Below are 25,179 nucleotides of genomic sequence, written 5' to 3' on the forward strand. Positions count from 1 at the left end.
GAGCCGTTCCTGCACAATTTCACGTATGGAAAACGTAAAAAAGACACATGAAACGACTTAAGCTTCTATCGACCCCCGTGCACCTTGAATGCACAAGACCCGCAGAGCCGCCGCCCACATGTCCCTTCATCTAACCTACAATGTCAAAGAGCCCGCCGACAGCAAACCGGACAATCGATCAATCCCGCTATCCCTAGCGAAAGACCGCTGTCCGTCGATGTGGCGACCGTCAGAACCGCGCCCTCAATAGGTGCGCCCCGTCGGTGAACAGCCCTCTAAGGGGGTCCGCCAGATCGGTCAAGCGATTCGATGACACTTTTTTTGCCCGGGTGCGACGAACCTGCGTCAGCGCCCGCGCTACGCCCTCAAACAGGTTGATCGAGGTGACTTGAGGGAACGGCGCGGGGCGGCGGCTCATTGGTCGCGCTCCCTCCCCTTTTCCAGGAGCTTGCCGTCATGACCGATCGCCCCACGCCGCCCTATCCCGAGCAGCAGCAGTCGATGCCGGGCAGCACCGCGGCGATGAACCCCCGCCCCGATCATGGCGAGGACAGCTATGTCGGCCACGGCCGGCTGACCGATCGCAAGACGTTGATCACCGGCGGCGACAGCGGGATCGGCCGCGCGGTGGCGCTTGCCTATGCGCGCGAGGGAGCCGATGTCGCGATCGCCTATCTCGACGAGCATGACGATGCCGAGGAAACGAAGCGGCTGGTCGAGGACGCCGGGCGGCAGGCGCTGCTGATCCCCGGCGACATCAGCGATCCGGCGCATGCCCGCGCGGTGATCGAGCAGACGGCCGCGGCGTTCGGGCGGATCGACGTGCTGGTCAACAATGCCGCGCATCAGGCCAGCTTCCAGTCGCTCGCCGACATCCCGGACGAGGAATGGCAGCTGACCTTCGCGGTCAACATCCATGCGATGTTCTATCTGTCCAAGGCCGCGTTGCCGCATCTGCGCGCGGGATCGTCGATCATCAATACGACCTCGATCAATGCCGACAGCCCCAACGAGCAGTTGCTGGCCTATGCGACCACCAAGGGCGCGATCCACAACTTCACCGCCGGACTGGCGCAGATGCTCGCCGAGCGGAAGATCCGTGTCAACGCGGTCGCGCCGGGTCCGGTATGGACGCCGCTGATCCCCTCGACGATGCCGCCGGAGAAGGTCAAGACCTTCGGCAGCAACACGCCGCTCGGCCGCGCCGCGCAGCCGGCCGAACTCGCCCCGCCTTATGTGATGCTCGCCAGCGACGAGGCGAGCTACATTACCGGCGCGACGATCCCGGTCACGGGGGGACGACCTTTCCTCTAGGCGGGCCGGCGCCCCATCCGTCGCGCGGGTGGGGCGCTTCTGCTATCGGCCGGCAATGCCGATCCGTCCTTCGATCCGCGCCGCGCTGGCGCTGTTGCTTCTGTTGCTCGCGCCGCGCGTCTACGCCCAGGAGGCCGAGGTCAGTCCGGCGACACGGCTGGCGCGCGCCGAGGCCGATGTCCGCGCGGTCGATCGCGCGCTGGACCTGCGCGTCGACGATGACGCGCGCGGCGCATTGCGCGAGCGGATCATCGCGGCGCGGGTCGCTGCGACCGCCGCGACGGCCGACCTCGCCGATCAGCTCGCGCTGGTCGATGCGCGACTCGCCGGTCTCGGACCGGCCGGCGGCGCCGAGGCCGGCGATCTGCGCGCCCAGCGCCAGCAATTGTCGCGGCAGCATATGGTACTCGATTCGAGCGTGAAGCGCGGGCGGCTGATCGGGGTCGAGGCGCAACAGCTCGCCGACGAACTCGACCAGAGCGTCGCCGAACGCTTCAGCCAGACGATCGCCGCGCGCAGCCCGTCGCCGGTGCTGCCCGGCTTCTGGGTAGCGGTGCTCGACGCGCTGCCGCGCGATCTGCGGCGCGCGGAAGGCTATCTGGCGAACGGCGTGGATGCGGTCACGCGAAGCCGCGGGCGGGTGTGGCCGGCGTTGTTCGGACTGCTCGCGGCGCTGGCGATCGGCTTTCCGGCGCGCACCGCGGCGCAGCGGCTGGGGCAGCGCTTCCTGATCGAGGACGCGCCCGGTCACCGCGTGCGGCGCTCCGCCGCCGCGATCTGGCGCGTGATGATCGGGACGGTCGCGCCGTTCCTCGCCGTCGCGGTGCTGATGGCCGGATTGCGCTGGGCGCGGCTCCTGCCGACGACATGGGAGGCGGTCGCGGATGCGCTAACCGTCGCTACCACTTACGCCTGTTTCGCGTCGGCGGTGACGGGGGCGCTGCTGATGCGGAACCAGCCGAGCTGGCGGGTGGCGCCGATCGCCGACGATGTCGCGATCGAGCTGCGCCCGTATAGCTGGCTGCTCGCCGCCATCGCCTTCGTCAGCTATATGCTGGAGGCACTGAACGGCGCGATCGGCACCAGCCCCGCGGCGCAGAGCGCTACGCATGTGCTGGAAATCATTCTCCATCTCGCGCTGCTTGCCGGAGCGTTGCTGGCGGTCGGGCGGCTGCGCGCCAACCGCGCCGAGGAGGCCGCGACCGCGCCGATGCGCGCGGGGCTGGGCGCGGTGGCGCTGGTCGCGTGGCTGCTGGCGCTGGCGACGCTGGCGGCGTTGTTGCTGGGATTCCTCGGCTTTGCGCTGTTCGTCATGCAGTTGATCGGCTGGAGCGTGGTGCTCGCTGCCGCAACCTATCTGCTCATGGCGGCTGCGGACGATCTGGCGGTGACGGTCTTCGCCCGCGACAGCGCGCTCGGTCGCGCGCTGTCGCGGGGATTGGGGCTGCGGGGCGCTGTCGTCGACCAGTTTGGCGTGCTCCTGTCCGGGGTGGTGCGGCTGACGCTCGCGCTGGTCGCGCTCGGGCTGTTCTTCGTGCCGTTCGGGACCGGCAGCGGGATCGGCACGCTGCTGGCGCGGCTCGGGCTGCTGGCGCAGGGCGTGCAGGTCGGCGGGATCTCGGTCTCGCCGGGTGCGATCGTCCGCGGGATCGCGGTGCTGTTCATCGGGCTGGCGCTGGTGCGCGCGTTCCGCCGCTGGCTGGAGGACAAATATCTGCCCGCCACCGATCTCGACGGATCGGCGCGCAACTCGGTCGGGCTGGTCGCGCGCTACGTCGGCATCGCACTGGCGGTGATCTGGGCGCTGGCGTCGCTGGGGATCGGCGTCGAGCGGATCGCGCTGCTGCTGTCGGCGCTGTCGGTCGGAATCGGCTTCGGGCTGCAGGCGATCACGTCGAACTTCGTCTCGGGGCTGATCCTGCTCGCCGAACGCCCGATCAAGATCGGCGACTGGATCCGCGTCGGCACCGACGAGGGCGACGTCAAGCGGATCAGCGTCCGCTCGACCGAGATCGCGCTCGCCGACCATTCGACGCTGATCGTCCCCAATTCGGAGCTCATCACCAAATCGGTGCTCAACAAGACGCTGGCCGGGCCGCTCGGCCGCATCCAGATCCAGTTCGCGGTGCCGCTGGAGGCCGATGCCGACCGGGTGAGCGCGATCGTCGCCGAGACGTTCGCCGCTGAAACGGAGATACTCGACGACCCCGCGCCGAAGGTGTTCATCGATTCGATCGCCGACGGCAGGATTTTCTTCAACTGCTTCGCGCATGTCGCCTCGCCACGCGTCGCTTATGGCACGCGCAGCGCAGTATTGACGGTCTTGCTTCGAAGCTTTCGCAAAGAAAACATCGACATAGGTACAATACCACAACGTATGGAATTGATCGGACGAAAAGAAGACATGGATTAATGTGATGCCTCCATTTTAACGCTAGATTAAGTTCTGGATAGTTGAAAGCGGGGGGGGGGAGGCAACGCACGTGCGCAGGGGGCAGCACCGGCGATTTCGTCGCTGGTATCAGGATCTGGGAAGACACCCGCGGCTTGCCGTTGCGCAAGTTGTCGCACTTCAGCGGCAATTATCCTTTCTTTACGCGCTGTTACTCGTCAACTCCATCGCGATTGCCGTAACCCACCACGCCGTCGCGCCGATGGTGTTGAGCACTGCCATCCCGCTGCTCCTCTTCGCGCTGAGCGGCATACGCCTGTTCCACTGGTGGCGCCGCGATCGGCTGGCGGAGATACCGACCCCCGCCGAGGCGCGGCGCCTGTTGCGGATGATCACCATCGCCGGACCGCTGCTCGCGCTCACCTACGTCCTGTGGTCGATCGCGTTGCTGGAGTACGGCAGCCCGATCCAGCAGGCGCATGTGATGATCTACGTCACCACCACCGCGATCGGCTGCATCTTCTGCCTGAGCGCGCTGCCGCAGGCCGCGCTGCTGGTCGGGCTGGTCGTGATCCCCGCCTTCATCGCGGCGTGTCTCGCGCACCAGGACATGATGTACACCGTCATCGCGGTGAACGTCGGACTGGTGCTGGCGGTCTTGCTGCGCGTGCTGTTCAACAGCTTCGACCATTTCCACCAACAAGTGATGTCGCAGGCGCGACTCGCGCGCCAGCATGGCGAGCTGGTCCGGCTGAACCAGGAAAACGAGCGACTGGCGCATACCGACAGCCTGACCGGCCTGCCCAATCGCCGCCGCTTCCACGACGATCTCGCCGAACTGGTCGCGAGCGACGCCGCCGGGCCGTTCGCGGTCGGGCTGCTCGATCTCGACCGCTTCAAGCCGGTCAACGACACGTTCGGCCATCATGTCGGCGATACGTTGCTGATCAAGTTGGCGGAACGGATGCGGTTGCTGCTCGTCGGCGGGGCGACCCTTTACCGGCTGGGGGGCGACGAATTCGGATTGCTGGTCCCGGGCAACCCGCATGCCGCGGCGGTGATCGGCGAGCGGCTCTGCGCGGCACTAAGCGAGCCGTTCGTCATCGCCGAACTGACCGTGACCGTGGGCGGCTCGCTGGGGATCGCCCTGTTCCCCGACGGCGGGACCGTCGCGACCGAACTGTTCGACCGCGCCGATTACGCGCTCTACCATGCCAAGCGCGTGCAGGGTGGCGGCCTGTGCATCTTCACTCCCGATCTGGAGACCGCGATCCGTCGCGACCGGGAGATCGAGGCGGCGCTGCACGCCTGCGCGTTCGACGAGGAACTGCACCTCCACGGCCAGCCGATCGTCGGCGCGCGCACCGGGCAGGTCGAGGCGATCGAGCTGCTCGTCCGCTGGCACAGTCCGCTGGTCGGCAACGTGCCGCCGGGCGATTTCATCCCGATCGCCGAACGCTCGACCCTGATCCACGGGATCACGCTGGCGGTGTTCCGCAAGGGGCTGGCGGTGGCGCGGCTGTTGCCGGCGCACATCGCGTTGTCGTTCAACATCTCGGCCTGCGACCTCCACTCGCCCGCGACGCTGGGGGCGATCGAGCATGAACTGCTCGCCTCGGGGATCGCGCCGACGCGGATCTGGATTGAGGTGACCGAGACCGCGGTGATGCGCGATCCGGTCGCGGCCGGGCGGGTGCTGCAACGCCTGCGCCGGCTGGGCATGAAGGTCGCGCTCGACGATTTCGGCACCGGCCATTCCAGCCTCAGCAACCTCCACCAATTGCCGCTCGACAAGGTCAAGATCGATCGCAGCTTCATCAACGATCTGCAGGCGCAGCGCGGCTGGGCGGTGGTGGAGGCGATGGTCGGGCTGTGCCGCGCGCTGTCGCTCGAATGCGTCGCCGAGGGGGTGGAGACCAGCGAACAGCTCGACACGCTGCTGCGAATGGGGTGCGAACATATGCAGGGCTATCTTTTCGGAGAGCCACTGCCGGTCGCGATGCTTCCCGATGCGGTGCCGCTCATCGGACACCGCGCCGCCGCCTGACGGCGCGATACTGCAAGGTCGATGATCCGCGGTGCGTTCGTCGCCTCGAAGGACGGATGCGCGGCGGATCGGTGCAGATTGGTCCGCCCGGCCCGTCGCGCCGAACGGACATGTCGATGCCCGCCGGGACGAATGATCGCTTTCCGCAATTGCCGTCGCGCCTTAACGGCCGCGCATGCCGCGCCCGTTCGCCCCGACCCACCGGCTGCTCGCCGCCTTTTCACTCGCCCATGCCGGCGCGGTGATCGGCTATCTGCCGTTCCTGTCGCTGCTGCTGCCGCTCAAGATCGATCGACTGGCGGGCGAGGCGCGGATCGGGTGGCTCACCGTCGCGATCGTGCTGGGCGCGGCCACCGCCAGCGGCGCCAATATTCTGTTCGGCTGGCTCAGCGATCGGTCGTTTGCGCGCGGCGGCGGGCGCCGCGGCTCGATCGCGGGCGGGCTGGTCGCGGTCGCGCTCAGTTATGGCGCAATCGCGCTCGCCGACCGGCCCGTGACGCTGATCGGCGCGGTGCTGGCGTTCCAGATCGCGGTCAATGCGGTGCTCGCGCCGATGATGGCGATCATGGCCGACGAGATCCCCGACGATCAGCGCGGGCTGGCCGGTGGGTTGCTCGCGATCGGGCCGCCGGCCGCGGGCGCGGTTTCGGCGCTGCTGGTCGCCGATGCCGGGCGGAGCGAGGCGGCGCGGCTGGCGCTGATCGCCGGGTTGACGATCGCCGCGGTGCTGCCGCTGCTCGTCGTCCGCCGCCCGCTGGTGGCGGTCGCACCGCCGTCGCCTGCCACCGCACCGAGCCACCGCTTGTGGGTCGCGAGCCTCGCGCGGCTGCTGGTGCAGCTCGCCGGGGGGGCGCTGTCGCTGTACCTGCTCTATTATTTCCAGAGCATCGCCGGCAGCGTTCCGCCCGCGACGCTTGCCGCACGGGTCGGGACGCTGCTGACGATCAGCTATATCCTGCCGCTGCCGATCGCGGTGGTCGCCGGGCGGCTGTCGGATCAGGCAGCGCGGCGCACGCCGTTCCTCGTCGGCGCGGCGGTGGTGGCGACGCTTGGGCTGCTCGCAATGGCGACGGTCGCGCACCCGGTCGCCGGCGCGATCGGCTTCGTCACCTATTCGGTTGCCGCCGCGGTGTTCCTCGCGCTGCATCAGGCGTTTGCGGTGCGGTTGCTCCCCGACCCGCGGCATCGCGGACGCGATCTGGGGCTCATCAACCTGTCGAACACCGTTCCGTCGCTGCTCGGGCCGTTGCTGACCTGGGCGCTGGCGACGCCGGGAGACTTCACGCTGCTGCTGCTGGTGCTCGCGGCGCTGACGCTGGCGGGCGGCGTGCTGATCCTGCCGCTGCGGCGGATCCGCGCAGCGGACGGCGGCGCGCGCTAGACTTCGATCCACTCACGTGGCAGCGGCACCGGCCCGCTGATCCAGCCTTGCTGGGTCGGACTCTAGCGCCCGAGCGCCTCGACCAGCGCCTGCACCTTGCGCTGCCGCCATTGCGGAGTCGGCGCGACCAGCCAATAGCCCAGCCGCGACGGCTGCGCGTCGCCGACCACCACGACGCGGCCGGCGGCGATGTCGCGCGCCGCGAGCATCTCGGGCACGGTCGCGCGGCCCAGCCCGGCCGCGGCGGCGTCGATCGCCAGCCCGGCGTCGCCGACCCGCACCTGCCCGGCGCTGTCCGGCTCGGGCGCGCCCGGCCACAGGATCGCGGTGTCCGCCGCCCCGTCCGCGCGCGCGACCGTCACCAGCCCCTCGCTCTCGATCGCCTCGCCCTCGTGCGTGCCCGGCCCCTCGCCCCAGCGGATCGCGAGGTCGAGATTGGCCTCGGTGAAGTCCATCCCCTCATCGGCCGCGACCAGCACGAAGCGCAGGTCGGGGTCGGTCGCGGCGATCTCGGCGAGCCGCGGGAGCAGCCACTTCTCGGTCACGTCGCGCGGGGCGGCGATCGTCAGCGACTTGGACGATTGCCCGGCCTGCATCGCGCGCACCGCTTCCTCGAATTCGAGGAACGCCTGACGCAGCGGCGCGAGCCCCGCCTCGCCCTCCGGAGTCAGCTCCAGCCCCTTGGTGGTGCGGCGGAACAGCACGACGCCGAGCGTATCCTCGAGCGCGCGGATCTGCTGCCCGACCGCCGCCGGGGTCACCGCCAGCTCGTCGGCGGCGCGGGTGAAGGACAAATGGCGCGCCGCGGCGTCGAGCACGCGCAAGCCGTTGAGCGGCAGGTGGGTCCGCTTCACCGCGTCACTCCGCCACCGCGGGCGCGTGGAGCGCGAAGCGCGGGATCGCGACGTCGAACACGCGCCCGTCTTCGGCGACCATCCGGTAGCTGCCCTGCATCGCCCCGCTCGGCGTGGCGAGCGGACAGCCGGAGACGTAATCGTAGCTGCCTTCGGGCTGGATGACCGGCTGTTCGCCGACCACGCCCTCGCCCTCGACGGTATGGCGCGTGCCGGCGCCGTCGGTGATGATCCAGTGCCGCGTCAGCAATTGCACCGCGCCCGCGCCGTCATTCTCGATCCGGATGTGATAGGCCCAGAACCACCGCCCGCGCGTCGGCTCGGACTGTTCGGCGAGATAGCTGACTGAGACGCGGACGGTGACGTCCTCGGTGGTGGCGGCGTCGGTGAACAACGCCTCCATGCCGGTGGCGGTGCTCACAGCCCGACCTGTCGCAGCGCGCGGTCGAGATCGTCGATCAGGTCCTGCGGGTCCTCGAGCCCGACGTTGAGCCGCAGCAGCCCCTCGGTGACGCCCATCTCCGCGCGCGCCTCGGGCGCGACGCCGTAATGGGTGGTCGAGGCCGGATGGGTCATCAGGGAGCGCGAGTCGCCGATGTTGTTCGAGATATCGATCAGCTCGAGCGCGTTGAGCAGGGCATGCGCCTGCGCGCGGTCGGCGACCTCGAACGCGAAGATCCCGCCGACCGCGCTCATCTGCGACATGGCGAGGTCGTGCTGCGGATGGCTCGGCAGCCCGGGGTGGAGGATGCGCGGGACGCGGCCTTCGAGGAAGCGCCCGACCGCCAGCGCGTTCTCCGACTGGCGACGGATGCGCAGGTCGAGCGTTTCCAGCCCCTTGAGCACCACCCAGGCGTTGAACGCGCTCAGCGTCGGCCCGGTGTTGCGCGTGAACGGCAGCAAGGTGTTGTCGATGAAGTCCTGCGTCCCGCACACCGCACCGGCGAGCACGCGGCCCTGCCCGTCCATCATCTTGGTCGCGGAATAGGCGGTCACGTCCGCGCCGAAGTCCATCGGTCGCTGGAGCGCCGGGGTGGCGAAGGCATTGTCGACGACGCTGGTGATCCCGCGCTCGCGCGCGATCCCGCACACCGCGCGCAGATCGACCACGTCCATGGTCGGATTGGCGGGCGTCTCGAAGAAGAACACCTTGGTATTGGGACGCACCGCATCCTCGAACGCCTGCGGATCGCGCGCGTCGACGGTGGTGCTCTGGATGCCGAACTTGGGGAGCAAGGTATCGACCAGCCAGCGGCACGAGCCGAACGCCGCGCGTCCCGCTACTACGTGATCGCCCTGTTGCAGCTGGCAGAGCAGCACCGCGGTCATCGCCGCCATGCCGGTCGCCATCGTCCGGCACGCCTCGGCGCCCTCCAGCAGCGCGATCCGCTGTTCGAGCATCTCGACGGTCGGATTCTGGAGTCGCGAATAGGTCATGCCGGTCTGTTCGCCGGCAAAACGCGCCGCCGCATCCTCGGCGCGATCGTAACAATAGCCCGATGTGAGGAACATCGCTTCGGATGTTTCACCATATTCCGACCGGGCGGTGCCGCCGCGAACCGCGAGGGTCGCAGGGCGCCAGTTCTGGGTGATCGACCGATCCTGTCCGCTATGCCGCTTCATGCCCCCGCTTAGCCTCCGCGCGCCCGCCAGAACAAGTCAAACCGTCACCGCGCGGGCTTGTCGCGGCCGCGCTCCTGTCGCAAGCCGCGGCGGGGCGCGGTGGAGGAAGTGCGGCGGTGACGACGTTCGAACGGGAGCAGGGATCGCCGCGGCTGATCGCGCTCGGCATCGCGCTGTTCAGCTGGCTGGTCTTCGTCTTCCGACTGTCGGTGCCGGCCAAGCCGGTGTTCGACGAGGTTCATTATCTTCCCGCCGCGCGCGCCTTGCTGGCGCTGTCGCAACCCACCAACATCGAACATCCGTTGCTCGCCAAGGAGTTGATCGCGGTCGGCCTCCATCTGTTCGGCGACGGGCCGTTCGGATGGCGGATCGCCTCGACCGTGGCGGGCAGCGCCACCGTCGCCGGCGTGTTCGCGCTGACGCATGTGCTGACGCGCCGCACGCGCCCCGCGCTGCTCGCGACGGTGTTCGCGCTGCTCGGCTTCACGATCTACATCCAGGCGCGAATCGCGATGCTGGACACGTTCATGGTGGCGTTCCTGATCTGGGGAATCGTGTTGCTCAGTTCGGCGATCCGCGATGGCAGCGTCGCGCGGTGGAGCGCGGGCAGCGTGCTGATGGGGCTGGCCACCGCATGCAAATGGACCGCCGCCCCCTATGTCGCCGCGGCCGCGATCACCTTCGTGCTGATGCGCCGCGAACGGCCGCAGCGCTGGCCAGGGCTCGGCACGGTGCCCGCGCTGACGCTGCTCGGCGGGCTGTCGGTGCTCGCCTATTTCCTGACCTTCGCGCCCGCCTTCTTCTACGCCCATGACGCGCTGACGCTCCACACGCTGCCGCGCTTCCAATGGGACATGTACCTGCGCCAGACGCAGAAATTGCCGCCGCATACCTATCAGTCGACATGGTGGACCTGGCCGCTGCTGATCCGCCCGATCTGGTATCTGTACGAGCCGGTCGACGGGGCGCAGCGCGGCATCCTGCTGCTCGGCAATCCGGCGGTGATGTGGGGCGGGCTGGTCGCGGTGCTCGCCTGCTATCAGGCGTGGGTGCGGACCGGCGCGGCGCGGCTGCTCGCCCCGGCCGCGCTGTGGACCTTCTCGGTGGCGATCTTCGCGATCATCCCCAAGTCGCTGGGCTTCTATTATTATTACTATCCGTCGAGCGTGCTGCTGTGCGTCGCGCTGGCGGTGGCGATCGATTACCATCGCGCGGCGCTCGGCCGCTGGGTCGAGCTGTTCCTGCTGCTGGTCTTTGCGCTGTGGCTGTATTTCCTGCCGGTGCTCAGCGCGCAGGCGCTCGCCAATCCGGCGGCGTTTCATCGCTTTACGTGGCTCAACAGCTGGGTTTAGTTCTCATCCAGAACCGTTCGTGCTGAGGAGGCATTGAGCCTGTCGAAATGCCGTCTCGAAGCACATGCCCTTCGAGACGAGGCTTCGACAAGCTCAGCCTCTCCTCAGGGCGAACGGAAGTGGAGAGTTCACCGATACCGTCCCCAGGTAAACCGCGACGACAGCGCGTAATTCCACACCGCGCCGACCAGCACGCCGAGCAACGCCGACGCCGCCCATGCCCCCTGCCGCACGTCGTGGAGAAACGCCGCCACCCCGACGTTCGCCACCGCCCCGACCGCGCAGACGAGGCAGAACGCCACCCAGCCATCGAGCAGCGCACGCGCGCCGCGCAGCCGCCGGTCGCGATAGGTCAGCGCGTTGTTGAGGAAGAAGTTGAAGGTCATCGCCGCAAAGGTCGCGACGATCTGCCCGGTCAGGAACGTCAGCCCGGCAACGACATAGAGCAGCGACAGCACGCTCATATGCACCCCCGCGCCCAAGGCCCCGATCATCGAGAACATCGCGAAGCGCACCGGGACGACGCGCCCGAGCCGCCGGTCATAGAGCGCGATCAGATATTCCATCGCCACAACGTGATCGAGCTTGCTCTCCCCGACCGCGCGGGTGCGGAAGACATAGGGCAATTCGACGAACCGCAGCGGGCGCGGCGCGGCGCCGATGATATCGAGCAGGATCTTGAAGCCGATCCCGCCGAGCTGCGGCACCAGATCGCGCAGCACTGCGGTGCGGATCGCGAAGAACCCGCTCATCGGGTCGCTCAGGTCGGTGCGCACCACCCGTGCGGCGATCCGGGTCGCAAGCGCCGATTTGGCGACGCGGTCGCGGTCCCACTCGCCGGTCCCGCCACCCGCGACGAAGCGCGAGCCGATCGCGAGGTCGAGTGTCGGGTCATCGCGAAGGGTGGCGAGCATCTTGGGCAGCAGCGTTTCGTCGTGCTGGAGGTCGCCGTCCATCACCGCGACGACCGGGGCGGCGGTTGCGCACATCCCCTCGATACACGCGCTCGACAGCCCGCGCCGCCCGATCCGCTGGATCACCCGCACGCGTGGGTCGTGCCGCGCGAGGTCGCGCGCCGCCTGCGCGGTGCCGTCGGGGCTGTCGTCGTCGACGAACAGCACTTCCCAGTCGAGTCTATCGAGCGCCGCCGCCAGCCGCGCCACCACCGCCGCGACATTGCCGCGCTCGTTGAAGGTGGGAACGACGACCGCGAGATCGAGCATCGCAGCCCATTCGTCATTGCGAGCGTAGCGACGCAATCCAGGGCGTCCTGATCCGGCCCTGGATTGCGTCGCTACGCTCGCAATGACGTGTCATCTTGGCTCCGCTGTTCGTCGCAGCGCCTACAGCGCCGCCAGCACCGCATCGCCCATCGCGCGGGTCGTCGCGGTGCCGCCGAGATCGGGGGTGCGTGCGCCGGTCGCCAGCGCCGCCGACACCGCCGCCTCGATCCGGTCCGCCGCGTCGCTTGCGTCGAGCGAGTGGCGCAGCATCATCGCCGCCGACAGGATCGCCGCACACGGATTGGCCTTGCCCTGCCCGGCGATATCGGGCGCGGAGCCGTGGATCGGCTCGTACAGCCCCTTGCCGTGCGCATCGAGCGACGCCGAGGGCAGCATCCCGATCGACCCGACACACATGCTCGCCTGATCCGACAGGATATCGCCGAACAGATTGCCGGTCACGATCGTGTCGAATGCGCCCGGGTTGCGGACGAGCTGCATCGCGGCATTGTCGACATACATGTGCGTCAGTTCGATCTGCGGGTATTCGGCAGCGACCTCGATCACCACGTCGCGCCACAATTGCGAGGTTTCGAGCACATTGGCCTTGTCGACCGAGCAGAGCTTGCCGCGCCGCTTCGCCGCGGTCTGGAAGCCGACATGCGCGATGCGGCGGACCTCGCTTTCGTCATAGCGCATCAGGTCATGGCCTTCGCGCAGGCCCGCGTCGGTGGTGCCGCGGCCCTTGGCGCCGAAATAGACGTCGCCGTTCAGCTCGCGGACGATCACCAGATCGATCGCATTCGCCACCTCGGGCTTGAGCGTCGAGGCGTCTTCGAGCCCGGCGAACATCTTGGCGGGACGCAGGTTGGCGAAGGTCGTCAGGTTCTTGCGCAGGCCGAGGATCGCCTGTTCGGGACGCAGCGCGCGTTCGAGCGAGTCGAATTCCGGGTCGCCGACCGCGCCGAACAGCACCGCGTCGGCGCGCTTGGCGAGCGCCAGCGTCGCGTCGGGGAGCGGGTGCCCGCTGGCGCGATAGCCCGCGCCGCCGACCGGCGCCTCCTCGAACACCAGCCCGAGATCGAGCGCGTCGAGCACGCGCCGCGCCTCGGCGGTCACTTCGGGGCCGATCCCGTCGCCGGGCAGGATTGCGATGAGCTTGCCGTGTGTCATGGCCGCACCGCATGGCGCGCCCGCGCGCGTCACGCAACCGCCCTCTTCAATCGCTCGACCAGCCGCGCACGCGCCGGCAGCGGATCGCGGCGGCGTTCGTGCAGCACGTCGCGCGCGAGGAAATGGCCGGTGATCGTCAGCGCCTCAAGCACTTGCGCGCCGTCCGCCGCGCCACCGTCACGGAGGAACGTCGGCAACGCGAACAGCCGCGCCTCATAGCCCGCCGCCGCGGCACGTGACACCGCCGCGCCGCTCTTCGGACTGACGAAGGCGAGATCGTCGGTGTCGCCGGTGGCGATGCACGCCGTCAGGTCGAGCCCGAAGCCGAGTTCGGCGAGCAGCAGCAGTTCGTAGCGCGCCATCGCCGCCGCCCAGCCGCGCGCGCTGGGTGCCGCCTCAATCGCGTCGAGCACGCCGCCGAGCGCGTCGTAGAGATAGGGATAAGGCTGCGCCTCGGGCAGCGCCGCCGCGGTCAGCGCGGTCAGCCAGTCGAGCCCCGCCGCCGGGAGCGCCGATTCGTGGAGCGCCGCGCGGGTGTGGACTAGTTCGCAGGTCAGCGCGGCGAGTTGCTCCTCGGTGCGCGCGCGCCATTCGCCGCGGATCAGGTTGCCCGGCTGTAGTACGGGTCGCAGTCCGCGCGCGTGGCCGCCGCGGACGTAGCCGGGGCGGACGCCATCCTCGCGCGTCAACGCCCGCGCCACCGCGCCATGCTCGCCGTGCGCCCGGACGGAGAGCAGGATGGCGTCGGCGGTCAGGTGCATTCGACCTCGCCGTCCACGAGGTCGCTATCCCCGCAGAGGCGGGAATTCGAAACCCCGATCGGCCGTGCTTCTATCGCCAGACCTGCGCGTCTGGATTCCCGCCTGCGCGGGAATGACGTCTGGAGATACGCCGTCACCCCGGACTTGATCCGGGACCCCGCTTCTTCTTGCAGGCGGCGGGAGAAAGTTGCCGGGCCCCGGATCAAGTCCGGGGTGACGCAGAAGGGAGGAACCCGACCACCGATCGCCTCACTTCGCATGATAGAAGTCGTACACCTGCTGCGCGACCGCTGCGCTCACGCCCGGCGCTTTCCGCAGATCCTCCAGCGACGCATTCCGCACCGCACGGCCGGTGCCGAAATGCATCAGCAGCGCCTTCTTGCGCGCCGGGCCGATCCCCGGCACCTCGTCGAGCGGGCTCGCGCCGATCGCCTTGGCGCGCTTCGCACGATGCGCGCCGATCGCGAAGCGGTGGACCTCGTCGCGCAACCGCTGGAGATAGAAGAGCAGCGGCGCATTGACCGGCAGCGTCAGTTCGCGCCCGTCCATGAGGTGGAAGACCTCGCGCCCCTCACGCCCGTGGTGCGGCCCCTTGGCGACGCCGACCAGACAGACGTCCTCGATCCCGAGATCCTCGAGCACCGCCTTGGCGGCGTTCAACTGCCCGCGCCCGCCGTCGAGCAGCACCAGATCGGGCCACGTCTCGCCGTCGCGATCGGGGTCCTCCTCCAGCGCGCGCGCGAAGCGGCGCGTCAGGACCTCACGCATCATCGCATAATCGTCGTCGGTCGCGGCCTGTTTGATGTTGAACTTGCGATACTGGCCCTTGCGAAAGCCCTCGGGCCCGGCGACGACCATCGCGCCCAGCGCGTTGGTGCCCTGAATATGGCTGTTGTCGTAGACCTCGATCCGGTCGGGCGGGTCGCCCAGCTCGAACAGCTCGGCCAGCTCGCGATGCAGCCGCGCTTGCGTGGTGCTTTCGGCGAGCCGCCGCTCCAGCGCTTCCTTGGCGTTGCGCGTCGCCTGATCGAGCAGCCGCTTGCGCACCCCGCGTTGCGGGACGGTCATCTCGACCTTGCGCCCGGCCTGTTCGGACAGCGCCTCGATCAGCACCTCGGCATCGGGGAGCACGCGGTCGATCAGGATCGTCCGCGCCGGCGGCACCTCCTCGTAGAATTGCGCCATGAACTGCGTCAGCACCTCGTCTTCGGGCACGTCGGCGGTGTGCGCGGGGAAGAAGCTGCGGTGGCCCCAATTCTGCCCGCCGCGGATGAAGAACGCCTCGATCCCGATCAGCCCCTCATGGCACGCGAGCGCGAAGATATCGGCGTCGCCGACTCCCTCGGCATTGATGAACTGCGTGCCCTGGATAAAGGTCAGCGCCTTGAGCCGGTCGCGCAGTATCGCGGCCAGCTCGAAGTCCATATTGGCGGCGGCCGCCTCCATTTGCGCGCCGAGCTTGGCCTGCACGTCGGTCGCCTTGCCGGCGAGGAACTTCTTGGAATCGCTGACCAGCTCGGCATAGCCGGCCTCGTCGATCCGCCCGACGCACGGCGCCGAACAGCGCTTGATCTGGTACAGCAGGCACGGGCGGTCGCGGGTCTTGAAGAAGCCGTCGGTGCACGACCGCAGCAGGAACAGCTTCTGAAGCGCGTTGAGCGTGTTGTTGACGCTCCCGGCGCTCGCGAACGGGCCGTAATAATCACCCTTGGCGCGGCGCGCGCCGCGGTGCTTCTGGATGCGCGGGAACTGGTGGTCGGCGCGCAACAGGATGAACGGGAACGACTTATCGTCGCGCAGCAGCACGTTGTACGCCGGGCGATAGCGTTTGATGAGCTGCGCTTCGAGCAGCAGCGCCTCGGCCTCGTTGTTGGTGGTGACGATCGTCATCGACCGCGTCTGCGCGACCATCCGCTGGAGCCGCTTGGACAGCCGCTCGACCTGCACGTAATTGCCGACACGGTTCTTCAGCGCGCGCGCCTTGCCGACGTACAGCACGTCGCCCTTGGCATCGTGCATCCGGTAGACGCCGGGCTTGAGCGGCAACGTCTTGAGCACGTTGCGGATCGCCGCCACCCCGCCTTCCAGATCGGGCGCGTCGGCGCCGCGGATCGCGTAGGTGGCCTTTTCCTCGTTGAAGCGGTCGGGGGGGCCGTAGCTGCCTGTCATCCCCCGCGATCTAGGTAGTGCGGCCGGGTGGGGCAACGGGGTGCGGGAAGGTCAACCCGTCGCCCCTGCGCAGGCAGGGGCCTATGTCTGTGTCGTGCGTCGGAGAGGCTGACACAGTGAGCGCGTTCCGTGTGTCAGCCCTGGCGCATAACGCAACAGACATGGGCCCCTGCCTCCGCAGGGGCGACGCGTCTTCTTACTTGCCCCCGGCCTTCACCCAGTCGGCGATCTTCTTTTCCAGCACCGGCATCGGCAGCGCGCCGGTGTCGAGCACCTGCGCGTGGAAGCGGCGCGGATCGAAGCGTGTGCCGAGCGCCTTCTGCGCGTCCGCCTTCACGCGCGAGATCGTCAACTGCCCGATCTTATACGCCAGCGCCTGCCCAGGGATCGCGATGTAACGCTCGACCTCGGCGGTCGCGTCGGTTCGCGACATCGGCGAGTTGGCGAGCATATAGTCGATCGCCTGATCGCGCGTCCAACCCTTGGCGTGGATGCCGGTGTCGACCACCAGTCGCATCGCGCGCAGCATCTCGTCGTTCAGCCCGCCCATCCGCTGGTATGGATCGGTCTCCATCCCGAGCTGCGGCCACAGGGTCTCGGAATAGAGCGCCCAGCCTTCGACATAAGCGGTGTTGCCGCCGAAGCGCATGAACGCGGGCAGCGCGTCGTTTTCCTGCGCGAGGCTGATCTGGAAATGATGCCCGGGCACCGCCTCATGGAGATACAGCGTCTCCATCTCCCACATGTAGCGCGTCGGCAGGTCGTAGGTGTTGTAGTAGAAGACGCCGGGGCGCGAACCGTCCGGCGTGCCCGACTGATAGGAGCCGCCGGCGTCGGTCTTCTCCTTGAACGCCGGGACCGGGCGGATCTCGAGCCGCGTCTTGGGGATCAGCGAGAATTGCTCGCGCACGCGCGCATCGACACGGCGACCGATCGCTTCATAGCCCTCGCGGAGCTGGGTCGCCGACGACGGCTGGAAGCGCTTGTCGGTGCGCAGGAACGCGAAGAATTCCGGCAGCGTGCCGTTGAAGCCGACCTTGGCCTTTTGCGTCTCCATCTCGCGGGTGATCCGCGCGACCTCCGACAGGCCGAGCTTGTGGACCGCGTCGGCCTTGAGCGGCAGCGTCGTGTTCGATTCGATCAGATAATCGTAGAGCTTCGCGCCGCCCGGCATCGCCGACAGCCCGACGCTGTCGCGCGCGACCGGCAGATACTCGTCCTGCAGGAAGGTGCGGAGCCGTTGCTGGACCGGGTTGAGCACCTCGCTGATCTGGCGCGTGTACGCTGCGCGCAGCCGGGTCTGGTCGGCGGCGGGGATCGCGGCGGGGAAGGTCTTGACCGGGCCGTAGAAAGGCGATGCCTCGACCCCGCCGGCAAGCAGATTGTCGAGCTGCCCGATCATGTTGCGGACGACCAGCTTCGGCTGGACGATCCCGCTCTTCATGCCCTCGCGGAAGCGTGCGATCGCGGCGTCGATCTGCGCGGCATATTGCGCGTTGCGCTTCAGATTGCTGTCGTAATCGGCGACCGTCTTGAACGGTGCCGCGCCCTGCCCCGACGCCAGTTCGGGGTAGAAGGTATGCAGCCCGAAGAAATGGTCGAGCGGGCGGACGATCTGCACCGCCATCAGATCGGGCGCATAGCCGCGCAGGTTCAGCTCGGCCTGCTGCTTGAAGACGTCGTAGGCGATCTGGTCGACCGGGGTCAGCCTGGCGCGGTCGATCGTCGCGAGCGTCGCGAGATCCTGCCGCGTCGCCGCTTCCTCGGCGGCGAGATGCGCGTCGGAGAAAAAGTCGCCGAGCTGGTCGGCGTAGCGCATGTCCCCGCGGAACAACGCCTGCACCGGGTTGCGGCGCAGGCTGCCCTCGTCGCTGTCATGGAAGAGCTGGCGGAGCCGCGCGTCGGCGCTGGCGGGCGTGGCGGCCGGGGCCGCGGGCGCCTGCGCCATCGTGGGCGCCGCGACCGAAGCGAGTAGTAGAGCGGCGGTGATCGAGAAACGCATCATGGGCTTCCTTCGGGTCGGACGGCACTCGCCTGACGCGTCATTGCGAGCGTAGCGAAGCAATCCAGGGCGTCCTGATCCGGCCCTGGATTGCTTCGCTACGCTCGCAATGACGAAAGAAGGTTCCTTGTCAACGCTGTCCCACCGTTGCTGCCAGCGGAAGAAACAGACTGCGCGAACGAGCAACCGCCCAAACGAAAACGGGCGCCGATGGCGCCCGCTCCGTCTCGGCGATCCCGAAGGCCGTCAGGTCAGTTGAGGCGCCCCACGCCGGAGATCGCGCGGTCGATCAGCGCGCGGTCGGCACCCGCGTCGTGACGCTCGGCGATCAGCGCCGCGGCGGCGGCAGTGGCCGCCTCGGCGGTGCGCGCGCGGACTTCGGCGATCGCCGCGCGCTCGGCGGCGGCGATCTTGTCCTCGGCCATGCGCGTGCGACGCTCCATCAGCGCCTCGGTGTCGTGTTTGGCCTTCGCGAGGATCTCGGCCGCCTCGTGATGCGCATTGTCGCGCATCTTGGCGGCATCGGCCTCGGCACCACGAGCGCGCGCGGCATATTCGTCGCGCAGCGCCTCGGCTTCCTTGCGGAGCGCGGCGGCCTCGTCGAGCTGGTGGCGGATTTCGCCGATGCGCTTGTCGAGCATCGCGCCGATCGCCGCCGGCACCTTCCACACGACCATGCCGATCAGCACGACCAGCGCCGCGATGCCGACCCAGCCGGTATCGTTGAGCCCGAGCGCGGTCGGCGCGGCGTGCGACTCGCCGTCACCGGCGCTGGTGCCGGCATGGATACCGCTGCCGTTCGCCATATCCTGATGCTCGAGCGGCTGTGCCTCGAGATCCTGCGCCAGCGTGGAAGTGGGATTAGCCATGATTGAGCTGCCTGCGGACCGCCTCGTTGGCGGCGTCCGTGGGGACCGCGACGCCCGACAGGCGCTGCACCAGCTCCTGCGCGGCTTCGGTCGCGATCGTCTGTACGTTGACCATCGCCGCCGCCTTGGCATTGCCGATGGCGACGTCGTGGTGCGCGACACGCTCCGCCAGATCGGCGTCGGCGCTGCGCAGCTGCGCCTCGGCCGCGGCCTGGGCGCGCGCCTTGGCAGCGGCGACCTCGGCCTGCGCCGCGGCGCGCGCGGCGTCCATGTCGGCATTCCATGCCGCCTCGGTCCGATCGGCCTCGACCCGCGCCGCCTCGGCGGTGGTGAGGTCCTGCGCGATCTGCGATTCGCGCAGCTCCATCACGCCTTGCACCCTGGGCACCATCATCTTGCCGATCCCGAAATACAGGATGCCGAAGGTGATGAGCAGCCAGAAGAGCTGAGAAGCGTAGGTGGCGGCGATCTGACTGATTTGAGGCATGGTGATCCGCTTTCCCAGGTCAGCCCCGCCCGACGCGGGCGGGACCATGTCGTCGGCGTGGTTACGCGACGAACACCAGGATGATCATCGTCACGAAGGCGAGCAGGCCCAGAAGCTCGGCACCGGCGAAGCCGATGAACAGGCGGCCCTGCTGGCCGTCGGCGGCACCCGGATTGCGCAGCGCACCTTCGAGGAAGGCGGCGAACACATTGCCCACGCCCAGCGCGGCAATGCCCATGCCGATCGCGGCGAGACCGGCGCCGAGCAGCTTGGCGGCGTTTGCGTCCATGATAATAACTCCCGTTGAAATTCAGTGGTGGAAAGGAAACTCAGTGCAGGTTGACCGCGTCGTTCAGATAGACGCTGGTCAGCAACGCGAAAACATACGCCTGGATCGCCGCGACCAGCAGCTCCAGCAGCGTGATGCCGATCATCAGCACGAAGCTGGGCAGCGACACGATCGCGATATAGCCCAGCCCGAGATTGATGCCGTTGATGACGAACGCCGCCAGCACCTTGAGCAAAATGTGCCCCGCGGTCATCGCGACGAACAGTCGCAAGCCCAGCGAGAACGGACGGACGAGGAAGCTCAGCAGCTCAACGACGAAGATCAGCGGGATCATCGGCAGCGGCGTGCCGTGCGGCACGAACAGGCTGAAGAAATGGAAGCCGTGCTTCCCGAACCCGACGATCAGCACGATCGAGAAGCTGATGATCGCCAGCACACCGGTAACGGTCAGGTGGCTGGTGATCGTGAACGGGTGCCAACCCGGCACGATCCCGACCGGCATCAGCCCCAGCACGTTGGCGAACAGGATGAACATGAACAGCGAGAAGACGTAGGGGACGAAGCGCTTGCCCTCCGGCCCGACGTTCGAGACCAGCATGTTCTGGACGAAGCCGGTGAAGCCCTCCACCGCCGCCTGCCAGCGGCCGGGGACCAGCTCGCGCTTCATCCCGCCGAGCATGAACAGCCACAACGCGACCAGCGTGATGACCATCCACAGCGCCGAATTGGTGAACGACAGATCATAGCCGCCCACGATCCAGGGCCGACCGAGCACGGGCTCGATCAGGAACTGGTGCATCGGATCGATCTTGCCGCCTTCTGCCGCCACTGCGAGGTTCCCGTTTCTCACATACGTCAAGCGCCCGGATCGCCCGGACGCTTGCTCGTCAACCGAATGATTTGCCTGAACGCCACCGCGATTCCGAGGAACAGCATGACGATCAGTCCCCACGGCGCGGTGCCGATCCAGCGGTCGATACACCAGCCGATCAGCGCCGATCCGACGAGACTTCCGATCAGGGCGGCGAGCACGCGATTGCCGAGCGAATACCCGGCATCCGCATCGTCACGCACCGTTCCCTGCCGAACCGCTTCGTCCCGGCGCGCCTGTTCCAGTCGACGATCGAGCTGGGTCAGGCGCGGGTCGTCCGCGTCGTGGAAATCCCGTCCGGAACCGTTCTCCGCCACGCAGCCACCCTCACCCTGGTTTTTTCTCGCCGGGGACACGGGTGCGCGCAAGCGGCGAGCAGCCCCGCCAAGGCCCCGCCCGGTTAGACGGGGGGTTAAGGGGTGTCAACCGTTGCAAGCACGGGCGGATGGTCGAAGCCACCCTCACCGTCGCTCCTGCGCTCCCCTCCCCGTCGCTCCTGCGGAGGCAGGAGCCTATGGCTGTGTCGTGCCGGGAAACCTTTGACACAAGGAGGTCGGCGTATGTGTCAGACCGCAGCGCCCGACGGTACAGACATGGGCCCCTGCCTGCGCAGGGGCGACGGCGTGGAACGGGACTGCCTTCCGCCTACTCCACTGTCAGACGCAGCGCGGGTCGCGTTGCGGCGCACCGGCGCCGCGCGTTTCCCATGCCCCGCCCGGCGTGCGATATTTCTCGCCCGGCTTGGTCTGTGCGATCAGGTTGCAGCCGCTGGTGAAGGCGAGCTGCTCGACGGTCGCACCCGACGCCTGCGCTTTCTGGGTATAGGCAGCCTTGCGCTGGATGTTGATGTTGCTGACCAGCGCGCGCAGCGACGCCGACCCGCTGCCGACCACGCCGAGATAGCCGTCGGGCTGCTCGCCGACCTCGCCGGCCGCGCGCGCCGCGGCATAGGCGGGATCGCGCTGCGCCCAGGCGGCGACCGGCACCGCGACCGCGGCCAGCGCGGCGATCTGGACAAGGCTCTTCATACGCATGGCTTAGAAAATCCCCGGGTTCTGCTGGATCAGCGACTTGGCCTCATTGTCGAGACGGTACACCACTTCCTGAGTCACGTTGATGTTGAGGTTGATCTGGATCGGCTTGTCGGGCGCGGAAATGTTCACGCACCCTCCCAGTCCGCCAGCCAGCGTCAGCATCGCCATCAGGGCATAGGTCGTGGGGCGCATCGCGTTCGTCAATCCTGTTGCCGTCATGGTACATTCTCGCTTGCGGGCGGCTGAACGCCCGTCTTCCGGTTCTGCTCGTCGATCAAGGCCTGCAGGTTGCGCTTCACCAGCCGCTGCGGGTCGTAGAAGCTCGCCGCCGAATCGATCAGCCCACGGAATGGCGCGCGGATCGTGATGTTGAAGCGGATCGGCAGCCGCGTCAGCCGGCGTAGCAGGAAATTGCTCTTCGCGCCCGTCCCCTGCTTGATCCCGGTGAAGCTGACTCCGGTGACCATCTCGCCCGCCAATGGCCCGTTCATCTGCACGTCGAGGCTGCGGTACGTCAGCGAGCGCAGCGACTGGAAGGCGAGATTGCCCCAGACGCCGAGATCCTTCTCGGTCAGCTCGCCCAGATAGGCGATCGATCCGCCGCCCTCCCGCGCGGTCAGCCGCCCGTCCGCGATCCGCCCGCCCTGCTCGTCGAAGATCATCGGCAGCACGCCGTCAAAGGTGCCGGTGGCGTTGAGGTTCGAGAAGTCGAACTGTTGCAGGAACTTGCCGGCATCCATCCCGTCGACGCGGAAGGTCATCCGCCGCGCCGCATCCGATCCGAAGTCGAGCGTCGTGGGATCGAGCGTCAGCGTGCCGCCCGCGAACGGCCAGCGCGCGGTCTGGACCTGCACCTTGAGGTCGGGGAGCAAGCGATAGACGATCCGCCCGTCGGTCACCGCGATCCCCGGATTGATCGAAGTGACGGTCGCGACCTGATCTGGCGCGCTGACCAGCCCGAGCAGATCGGTGAAGCGGATCGTCCCCGCCAGTCCGGTGACCGGCCCGAACGCCGCTGCGAGGTTCATCGCGTCGGTCGAAAAGAGGCCGGTGCTGTCGACCCGCTGCGGGGTCCAGCGGATCTGCCCCTCGCCGCGCATCGTTCCCGACACGTCGGCGATCACCCCGAACGTCAGCCGCGTGAGCAATTCGGGCTGGAACCCCTTGGTGAAGGTGATCCCCGGCACCCTCAGCACAGCGGCGCCGCTGCCGCTCGACAGGCGATGATCGATCGCCAGCCTCGCGACCGGGGTGCCGGTGGTCGGCTCCACCAGTTGCCCGGTCGCGCGAATCGTCCCGCCGTCGAGCACGAAGGCGATGTCGCGCGCCGCCATCGGCTGGAATCGCGGCGTCGCGGCGGTGTCCGCGACGCGCAGCGCGCCGTCCAGCACCAGCCGCCGCCCGTCAAACCGCCAATTGCCCTCGCCCGCGCTCATCAGCAGCGGCACCGTCCCGACCTGTCCGCCACCGCCCGCGAACGTGCCCTGCGCGCCGCCGCCGGTGACCTGCCCGGCGAGCCGGGTGGCGGCGATGCGGGTCGTGCCGATCGTGGTCGCGACATCGGTCAGCACGAAGCCGCGATCCGCGAGCGCCAGCGTCGCGCCGCGGGTGTCGAGCCGGAACGCCGATCCGCCGAGCGTCCCGTCGAGCCGCGTCGCGCCGAGCCGCGCCCCGCCCTTGATACCGCTGCGGCTCACCTCGACCAGCGCCGCGCCCGTCGGGCACAGCCGCAGCGCGCCGCCGTCCAGCGTCAGGCTGGAGATCGCGAGCCGCTCGAACTCGATCGGGGTACAATCGCGATTGACGGTCAACTGGCCGCGCCGGTCCCACGCAGCGGCAATTGGGATGCGCAACCGCTCGACTCGCCCACCCGCCAGCGGCCCGCTCAAGGTCGCATCGGTCGCGATCCGTGTCGCGCCCTGCCCGCCGGTCGTGAATCGCACCGGGGTGAGCGTCAGCGCCGCGCCGTCGCGCGCATAGGGCGCGACCTGCGCCGTACCGCTGACCGCCGCGCCGGGCGCCGCCTGCGCAAGCCTGATCGTCGCGTCGGGTAACCCGCCGCCGCCCAGCGTCACCCGTCCGGCAAGCTGCACCCCGGCCGGGTGGCCGATCGTCACCGCGCCGTCGTCGAGCGTCGCGTGCGCGCCGGTCGCGGCGGTCACCGCCGCGCGCTCGACCGTCAGCAGCGTGCGGTCGCCGGTCGACAGCGCGAGTTCGGCGGCGAGCTGCAGGTCGCGGCTCGCGCGTGCCGCATCCTGCGCCGCCCCCGCCAGCAACGGTGCGACCGGCAACCCCGCCGCGCTATCGCCGAGCGTTGCGATCCCGCGCCGTCCGGCCGCCGACAGCGCGACATGCTGCGCGACCAGCCGCCCGGCGAGCGTCGCGCGACCGTTCGTCAGCCGCCATTGCCCGTGCCAGTCGGTCGCGCCGCTCGTCACCGCCGCGGTCTGCACGCCGTCCACCATCACGGTCCCGATCCCCGTGGTGCGGGCGGCGTCGCCACGGAAGCGTGTCGCCAGATTGACGTTGCGGAGCGTCGCCGCCGCCGCCTCGACGCGCGCTGCCGTCACTTGCGTCCGCCCGAACCAGCGGTCGAACCGCGGCGACAGACCGAGGTCGAGATCGCCCGCCACCGCCTGGGCCGCCGCGCCGTCGCAGGCGATCGCGGCGGCGCGCGCCGGCCCGGCGATCCGCGGCGCGGTGGCGGTCACGCGCAGCGCCATGTCGGCGTGCAGCGCACCGATCCGGCATCCCGCCAGCGTCAGCCGCGGCGCGTCAGCCGCCAGTCGCCCGCGAAACCCGTCGTTGAGCCGCCCGCGCCCGCTCAGCCGCAACGCCGCCGCGCCATAAGGCGTGTCGAGCGCGATCCGGGCGTCCGCCACGTCCACGTCGAGCACGGGCAGTGTCATCGGGCCGCCCGAAGAAGCGGGGAGCAGCCGGTCGATCACGCCGAGCGACAGCTTGCCGTCGCGTAGCCGCGCCGCGATGCGCACCTGTCCGGCGCGCACCGCGATCAGCTTCGGTCCGGCCAGCGTCAGGTCGGTCTGCGTCTCGATCCAGTCGGCAACCATATCGGGGTGTGCGGGATCACCGATCACGACGTCGGTCAGCCGCTGCCGTCCGAGCCCGAGATCGGCGATATGATAGCGGGCCGGCACGCCCTTGGCGGCCAGTTCCTTGTCGATCACCCGCGTCGCGATCGGCACGCGCGACAGCCACAGCCCGCCGCCGGCGGCGAGCGCCAGCACCGATACCGCCATCGCAATGCGCCGCCCCGTGTCGCTCACGCGCGCCCTGTCGGTTGCTGGCCTGCCTCGCTCATGGTTTCGCCGTCATAG

General features: G+C 68.8%; 21 protein-coding genes. 5 read left to right on the forward strand and 16 right to left on the reverse strand.

The window, feature by feature from the left end; translation table 11 throughout:
• Window positions 1-456: 456 nt before the first annotated feature.
• The 4 genes from FHS97_RS16805 (at window position 457) to FHS97_RS16820 (ending at window position 7,134) form a co-directional block, all read left to right on the forward strand.
• Window positions 457-1,314, forward strand: a complete 858-nt coding sequence (locus tag FHS97_RS16805; protein ID WP_184040825.1) for an SDR family oxidoreductase — start codon at window positions 457-459, stop codon at window positions 1,312-1,314.
• 55 nt (window positions 1,315-1,369) lie between these two features.
• Complete coding sequence (locus FHS97_RS16810) at window positions 1,370-3,727, forward strand: DUF3772 domain-containing protein (protein ID WP_184040828.1); 2,358 nt, start codon at window positions 1,370-1,372, stop codon at window positions 3,725-3,727.
• A gap of 244 nt (window positions 3,728-3,971) precedes the next feature.
• Window positions 3,972-5,753, forward strand: coding sequence for an EAL domain-containing protein (locus FHS97_RS16815; RefSeq protein WP_184040831.1), 1,782 nt, complete (start codon window positions 3,972-3,974; stop codon window positions 5,751-5,753).
• Window positions 5,754-5,928: 175 nt separating this feature from the next.
• Entirely contained in the window at window positions 5,929-7,134 is a 1,206-nt protein-coding gene (locus FHS97_RS16820) for an MFS transporter (RefSeq protein WP_184040834.1), read from the forward strand.
• A 62-nt stretch (window positions 7,135-7,196) separates the two neighbouring features.
• Here FHS97_RS16820 and FHS97_RS16825 read toward each other — a convergent pair whose 3' ends face one another.
• Genes FHS97_RS16825 through FHS97_RS16835 form a run of 3 tightly spaced genes read right to left on the reverse strand, consistent with a single transcriptional unit; the run spans window position 7,197 to window position 9,611 of the window.
• Window positions 7,197-7,988, reverse strand: coding sequence for a LysR family transcriptional regulator (locus tag FHS97_RS16825; protein WP_184040837.1), 792 nt, complete (start codon window positions 7,986-7,988; stop codon window positions 7,197-7,199).
• 4 nt (window positions 7,989-7,992) lie between these two features.
• The gene (apaG, locus tag FHS97_RS16830) at window positions 7,993-8,391 is read right to left on the reverse strand and encodes a Co2+/Mg2+ efflux protein ApaG (RefSeq protein WP_184040947.1); all 399 of its coding nucleotides are present in this window, start codon (window positions 8,389-8,391) and stop codon (window positions 7,993-7,995) included.
• Between the two features lie 14 nt (window positions 8,392-8,405).
• Window positions 8,406-9,611, reverse strand: coding sequence for a trans-sulfuration enzyme family protein (locus FHS97_RS16835; protein ID WP_184040840.1), 1,206 nt, complete (start codon window positions 9,609-9,611; stop codon window positions 8,406-8,408).
• A gap of 116 nt (window positions 9,612-9,727) precedes the next feature.
• On the opposite strand from FHS97_RS16835, the gene FHS97_RS16840 reads away from it, so the two are divergent.
• The gene (locus FHS97_RS16840) at window positions 9,728-10,963 is read left to right on the forward strand and encodes a glycosyltransferase family 39 protein (protein WP_184040843.1); all 1,236 of its coding nucleotides are present in this window, start codon (window positions 9,728-9,730) and stop codon (window positions 10,961-10,963) included.
• Between the two features lie 128 nt (window positions 10,964-11,091).
• On the opposite strand, the gene FHS97_RS16845 is transcribed toward FHS97_RS16840, so the two are convergent.
• The 13 genes from FHS97_RS16845 to FHS97_RS17735 all read right to left on the reverse strand — a co-directional run bounded on the left by FHS97_RS16845 (window position 11,092) and on the right by FHS97_RS17735 (window position 25,128).
• Entirely contained in the window at window positions 11,092-12,186 is a 1,095-nt protein-coding gene (locus FHS97_RS16845) for a glycosyltransferase (RefSeq protein ID WP_184040845.1), read from the reverse strand.
• Between the two features lie 120 nt (window positions 12,187-12,306).
• Entirely contained in the window at window positions 12,307-13,359 is a 1,053-nt protein-coding gene (gene leuB / locus FHS97_RS16850) for a 3-isopropylmalate dehydrogenase (protein WP_184040848.1), read from the reverse strand.
• 29 nt (window positions 13,360-13,388) lie between these two features.
• The gene (recO, locus tag FHS97_RS16855; RefSeq protein WP_184040851.1) at window positions 13,389-14,120 is read right to left on the reverse strand and encodes a DNA repair protein RecO; all 732 of its coding nucleotides are present in this window, start codon (window positions 14,118-14,120) and stop codon (window positions 13,389-13,391) included.
• 249 nt (window positions 14,121-14,369) lie between these two features.
• On the reverse strand, window positions 14,370-16,289 hold the full coding sequence (uvrC, locus tag FHS97_RS16860) for an excinuclease ABC subunit UvrC (RefSeq protein ID WP_184040854.1): 1,920 nt from the start codon (window positions 16,287-16,289) through the stop codon (window positions 14,370-14,372).
• Window positions 16,290-16,485: 196 nt separating this feature from the next.
• Entirely contained in the window at window positions 16,486-18,291 is a 1,806-nt protein-coding gene (locus FHS97_RS16865; RefSeq protein WP_184040857.1) for a DUF885 domain-containing protein, read from the reverse strand.
• 251 nt (window positions 18,292-18,542) lie between these two features.
• Window positions 18,543-19,160: a F0F1 ATP synthase subunit B family protein gene (locus FHS97_RS16870; protein ID WP_246346741.1), complete on the reverse strand. Its 618-nt coding sequence runs from the start codon at window positions 19,158-19,160 to the stop codon at window positions 18,543-18,545.
• Window positions 19,153-19,647 carry a F0F1 ATP synthase subunit B family protein gene (locus FHS97_RS16875; protein WP_184040860.1) on the reverse strand — a complete coding sequence of 165 codons (495 nt, stop codon included), beginning with the start codon at window positions 19,645-19,647 and terminating at the stop codon, window positions 19,153-19,155. Before FHS97_RS16875 ends, FHS97_RS16870 begins: the two co-directional genes overlap by 8 nt.
• A gap of 61 nt (window positions 19,648-19,708) precedes the next feature.
• Window positions 19,709-19,936, reverse strand: a complete 228-nt coding sequence (locus FHS97_RS16880; RefSeq protein ID WP_019515901.1) for a F0F1 ATP synthase subunit C — start codon at window positions 19,934-19,936, stop codon at window positions 19,709-19,711.
• 40 nt (window positions 19,937-19,976) lie between these two features.
• Entirely contained in the window at window positions 19,977-20,765 is a 789-nt protein-coding gene (locus FHS97_RS16885) for a F0F1 ATP synthase subunit A (RefSeq protein ID WP_184040864.1), read from the reverse strand.
• Between the two features lie 26 nt (window positions 20,766-20,791).
• The gene (locus tag FHS97_RS16890; RefSeq protein ID WP_184040867.1) at window positions 20,792-21,124 is read right to left on the reverse strand and encodes an AtpZ/AtpI family protein; all 333 of its coding nucleotides are present in this window, start codon (window positions 21,122-21,124) and stop codon (window positions 20,792-20,794) included.
• Window positions 21,125-21,463: 339 nt separating this feature from the next.
• A complete protein-coding gene (locus FHS97_RS16895; RefSeq protein ID WP_184040870.1) occupies window positions 21,464-21,835 on the reverse strand; it encodes a YdbL family probable chaperone protein in 372 nt (123 codons plus the stop codon).
• A gap of 9 nt (window positions 21,836-21,844) precedes the next feature.
• Window positions 21,845-22,033: a YnbE family lipoprotein gene (locus FHS97_RS16900; RefSeq protein ID WP_246346742.1), complete on the reverse strand. Its 189-nt coding sequence runs from the start codon at window positions 22,031-22,033 to the stop codon at window positions 21,845-21,847.
• A gap of 23 nt (window positions 22,034-22,056) precedes the next feature.
• A complete protein-coding gene (locus tag FHS97_RS17735) occupies window positions 22,057-25,128 on the reverse strand; it encodes an intermembrane phospholipid transport protein YdbH family protein (RefSeq protein ID WP_184040873.1) in 3,072 nt (1,023 codons plus the stop codon).
• Window positions 25,129-25,179: the final 51 nt, after the last annotated feature.

This window comes from Sphingomonas endophytica (assembly GCF_014199415.1).
In the GTDB taxonomy this organism is placed as follows: Bacteria; Pseudomonadota; Alphaproteobacteria; order Sphingomonadales; family Sphingomonadaceae; genus Sphingomonas; species Sphingomonas endophytica.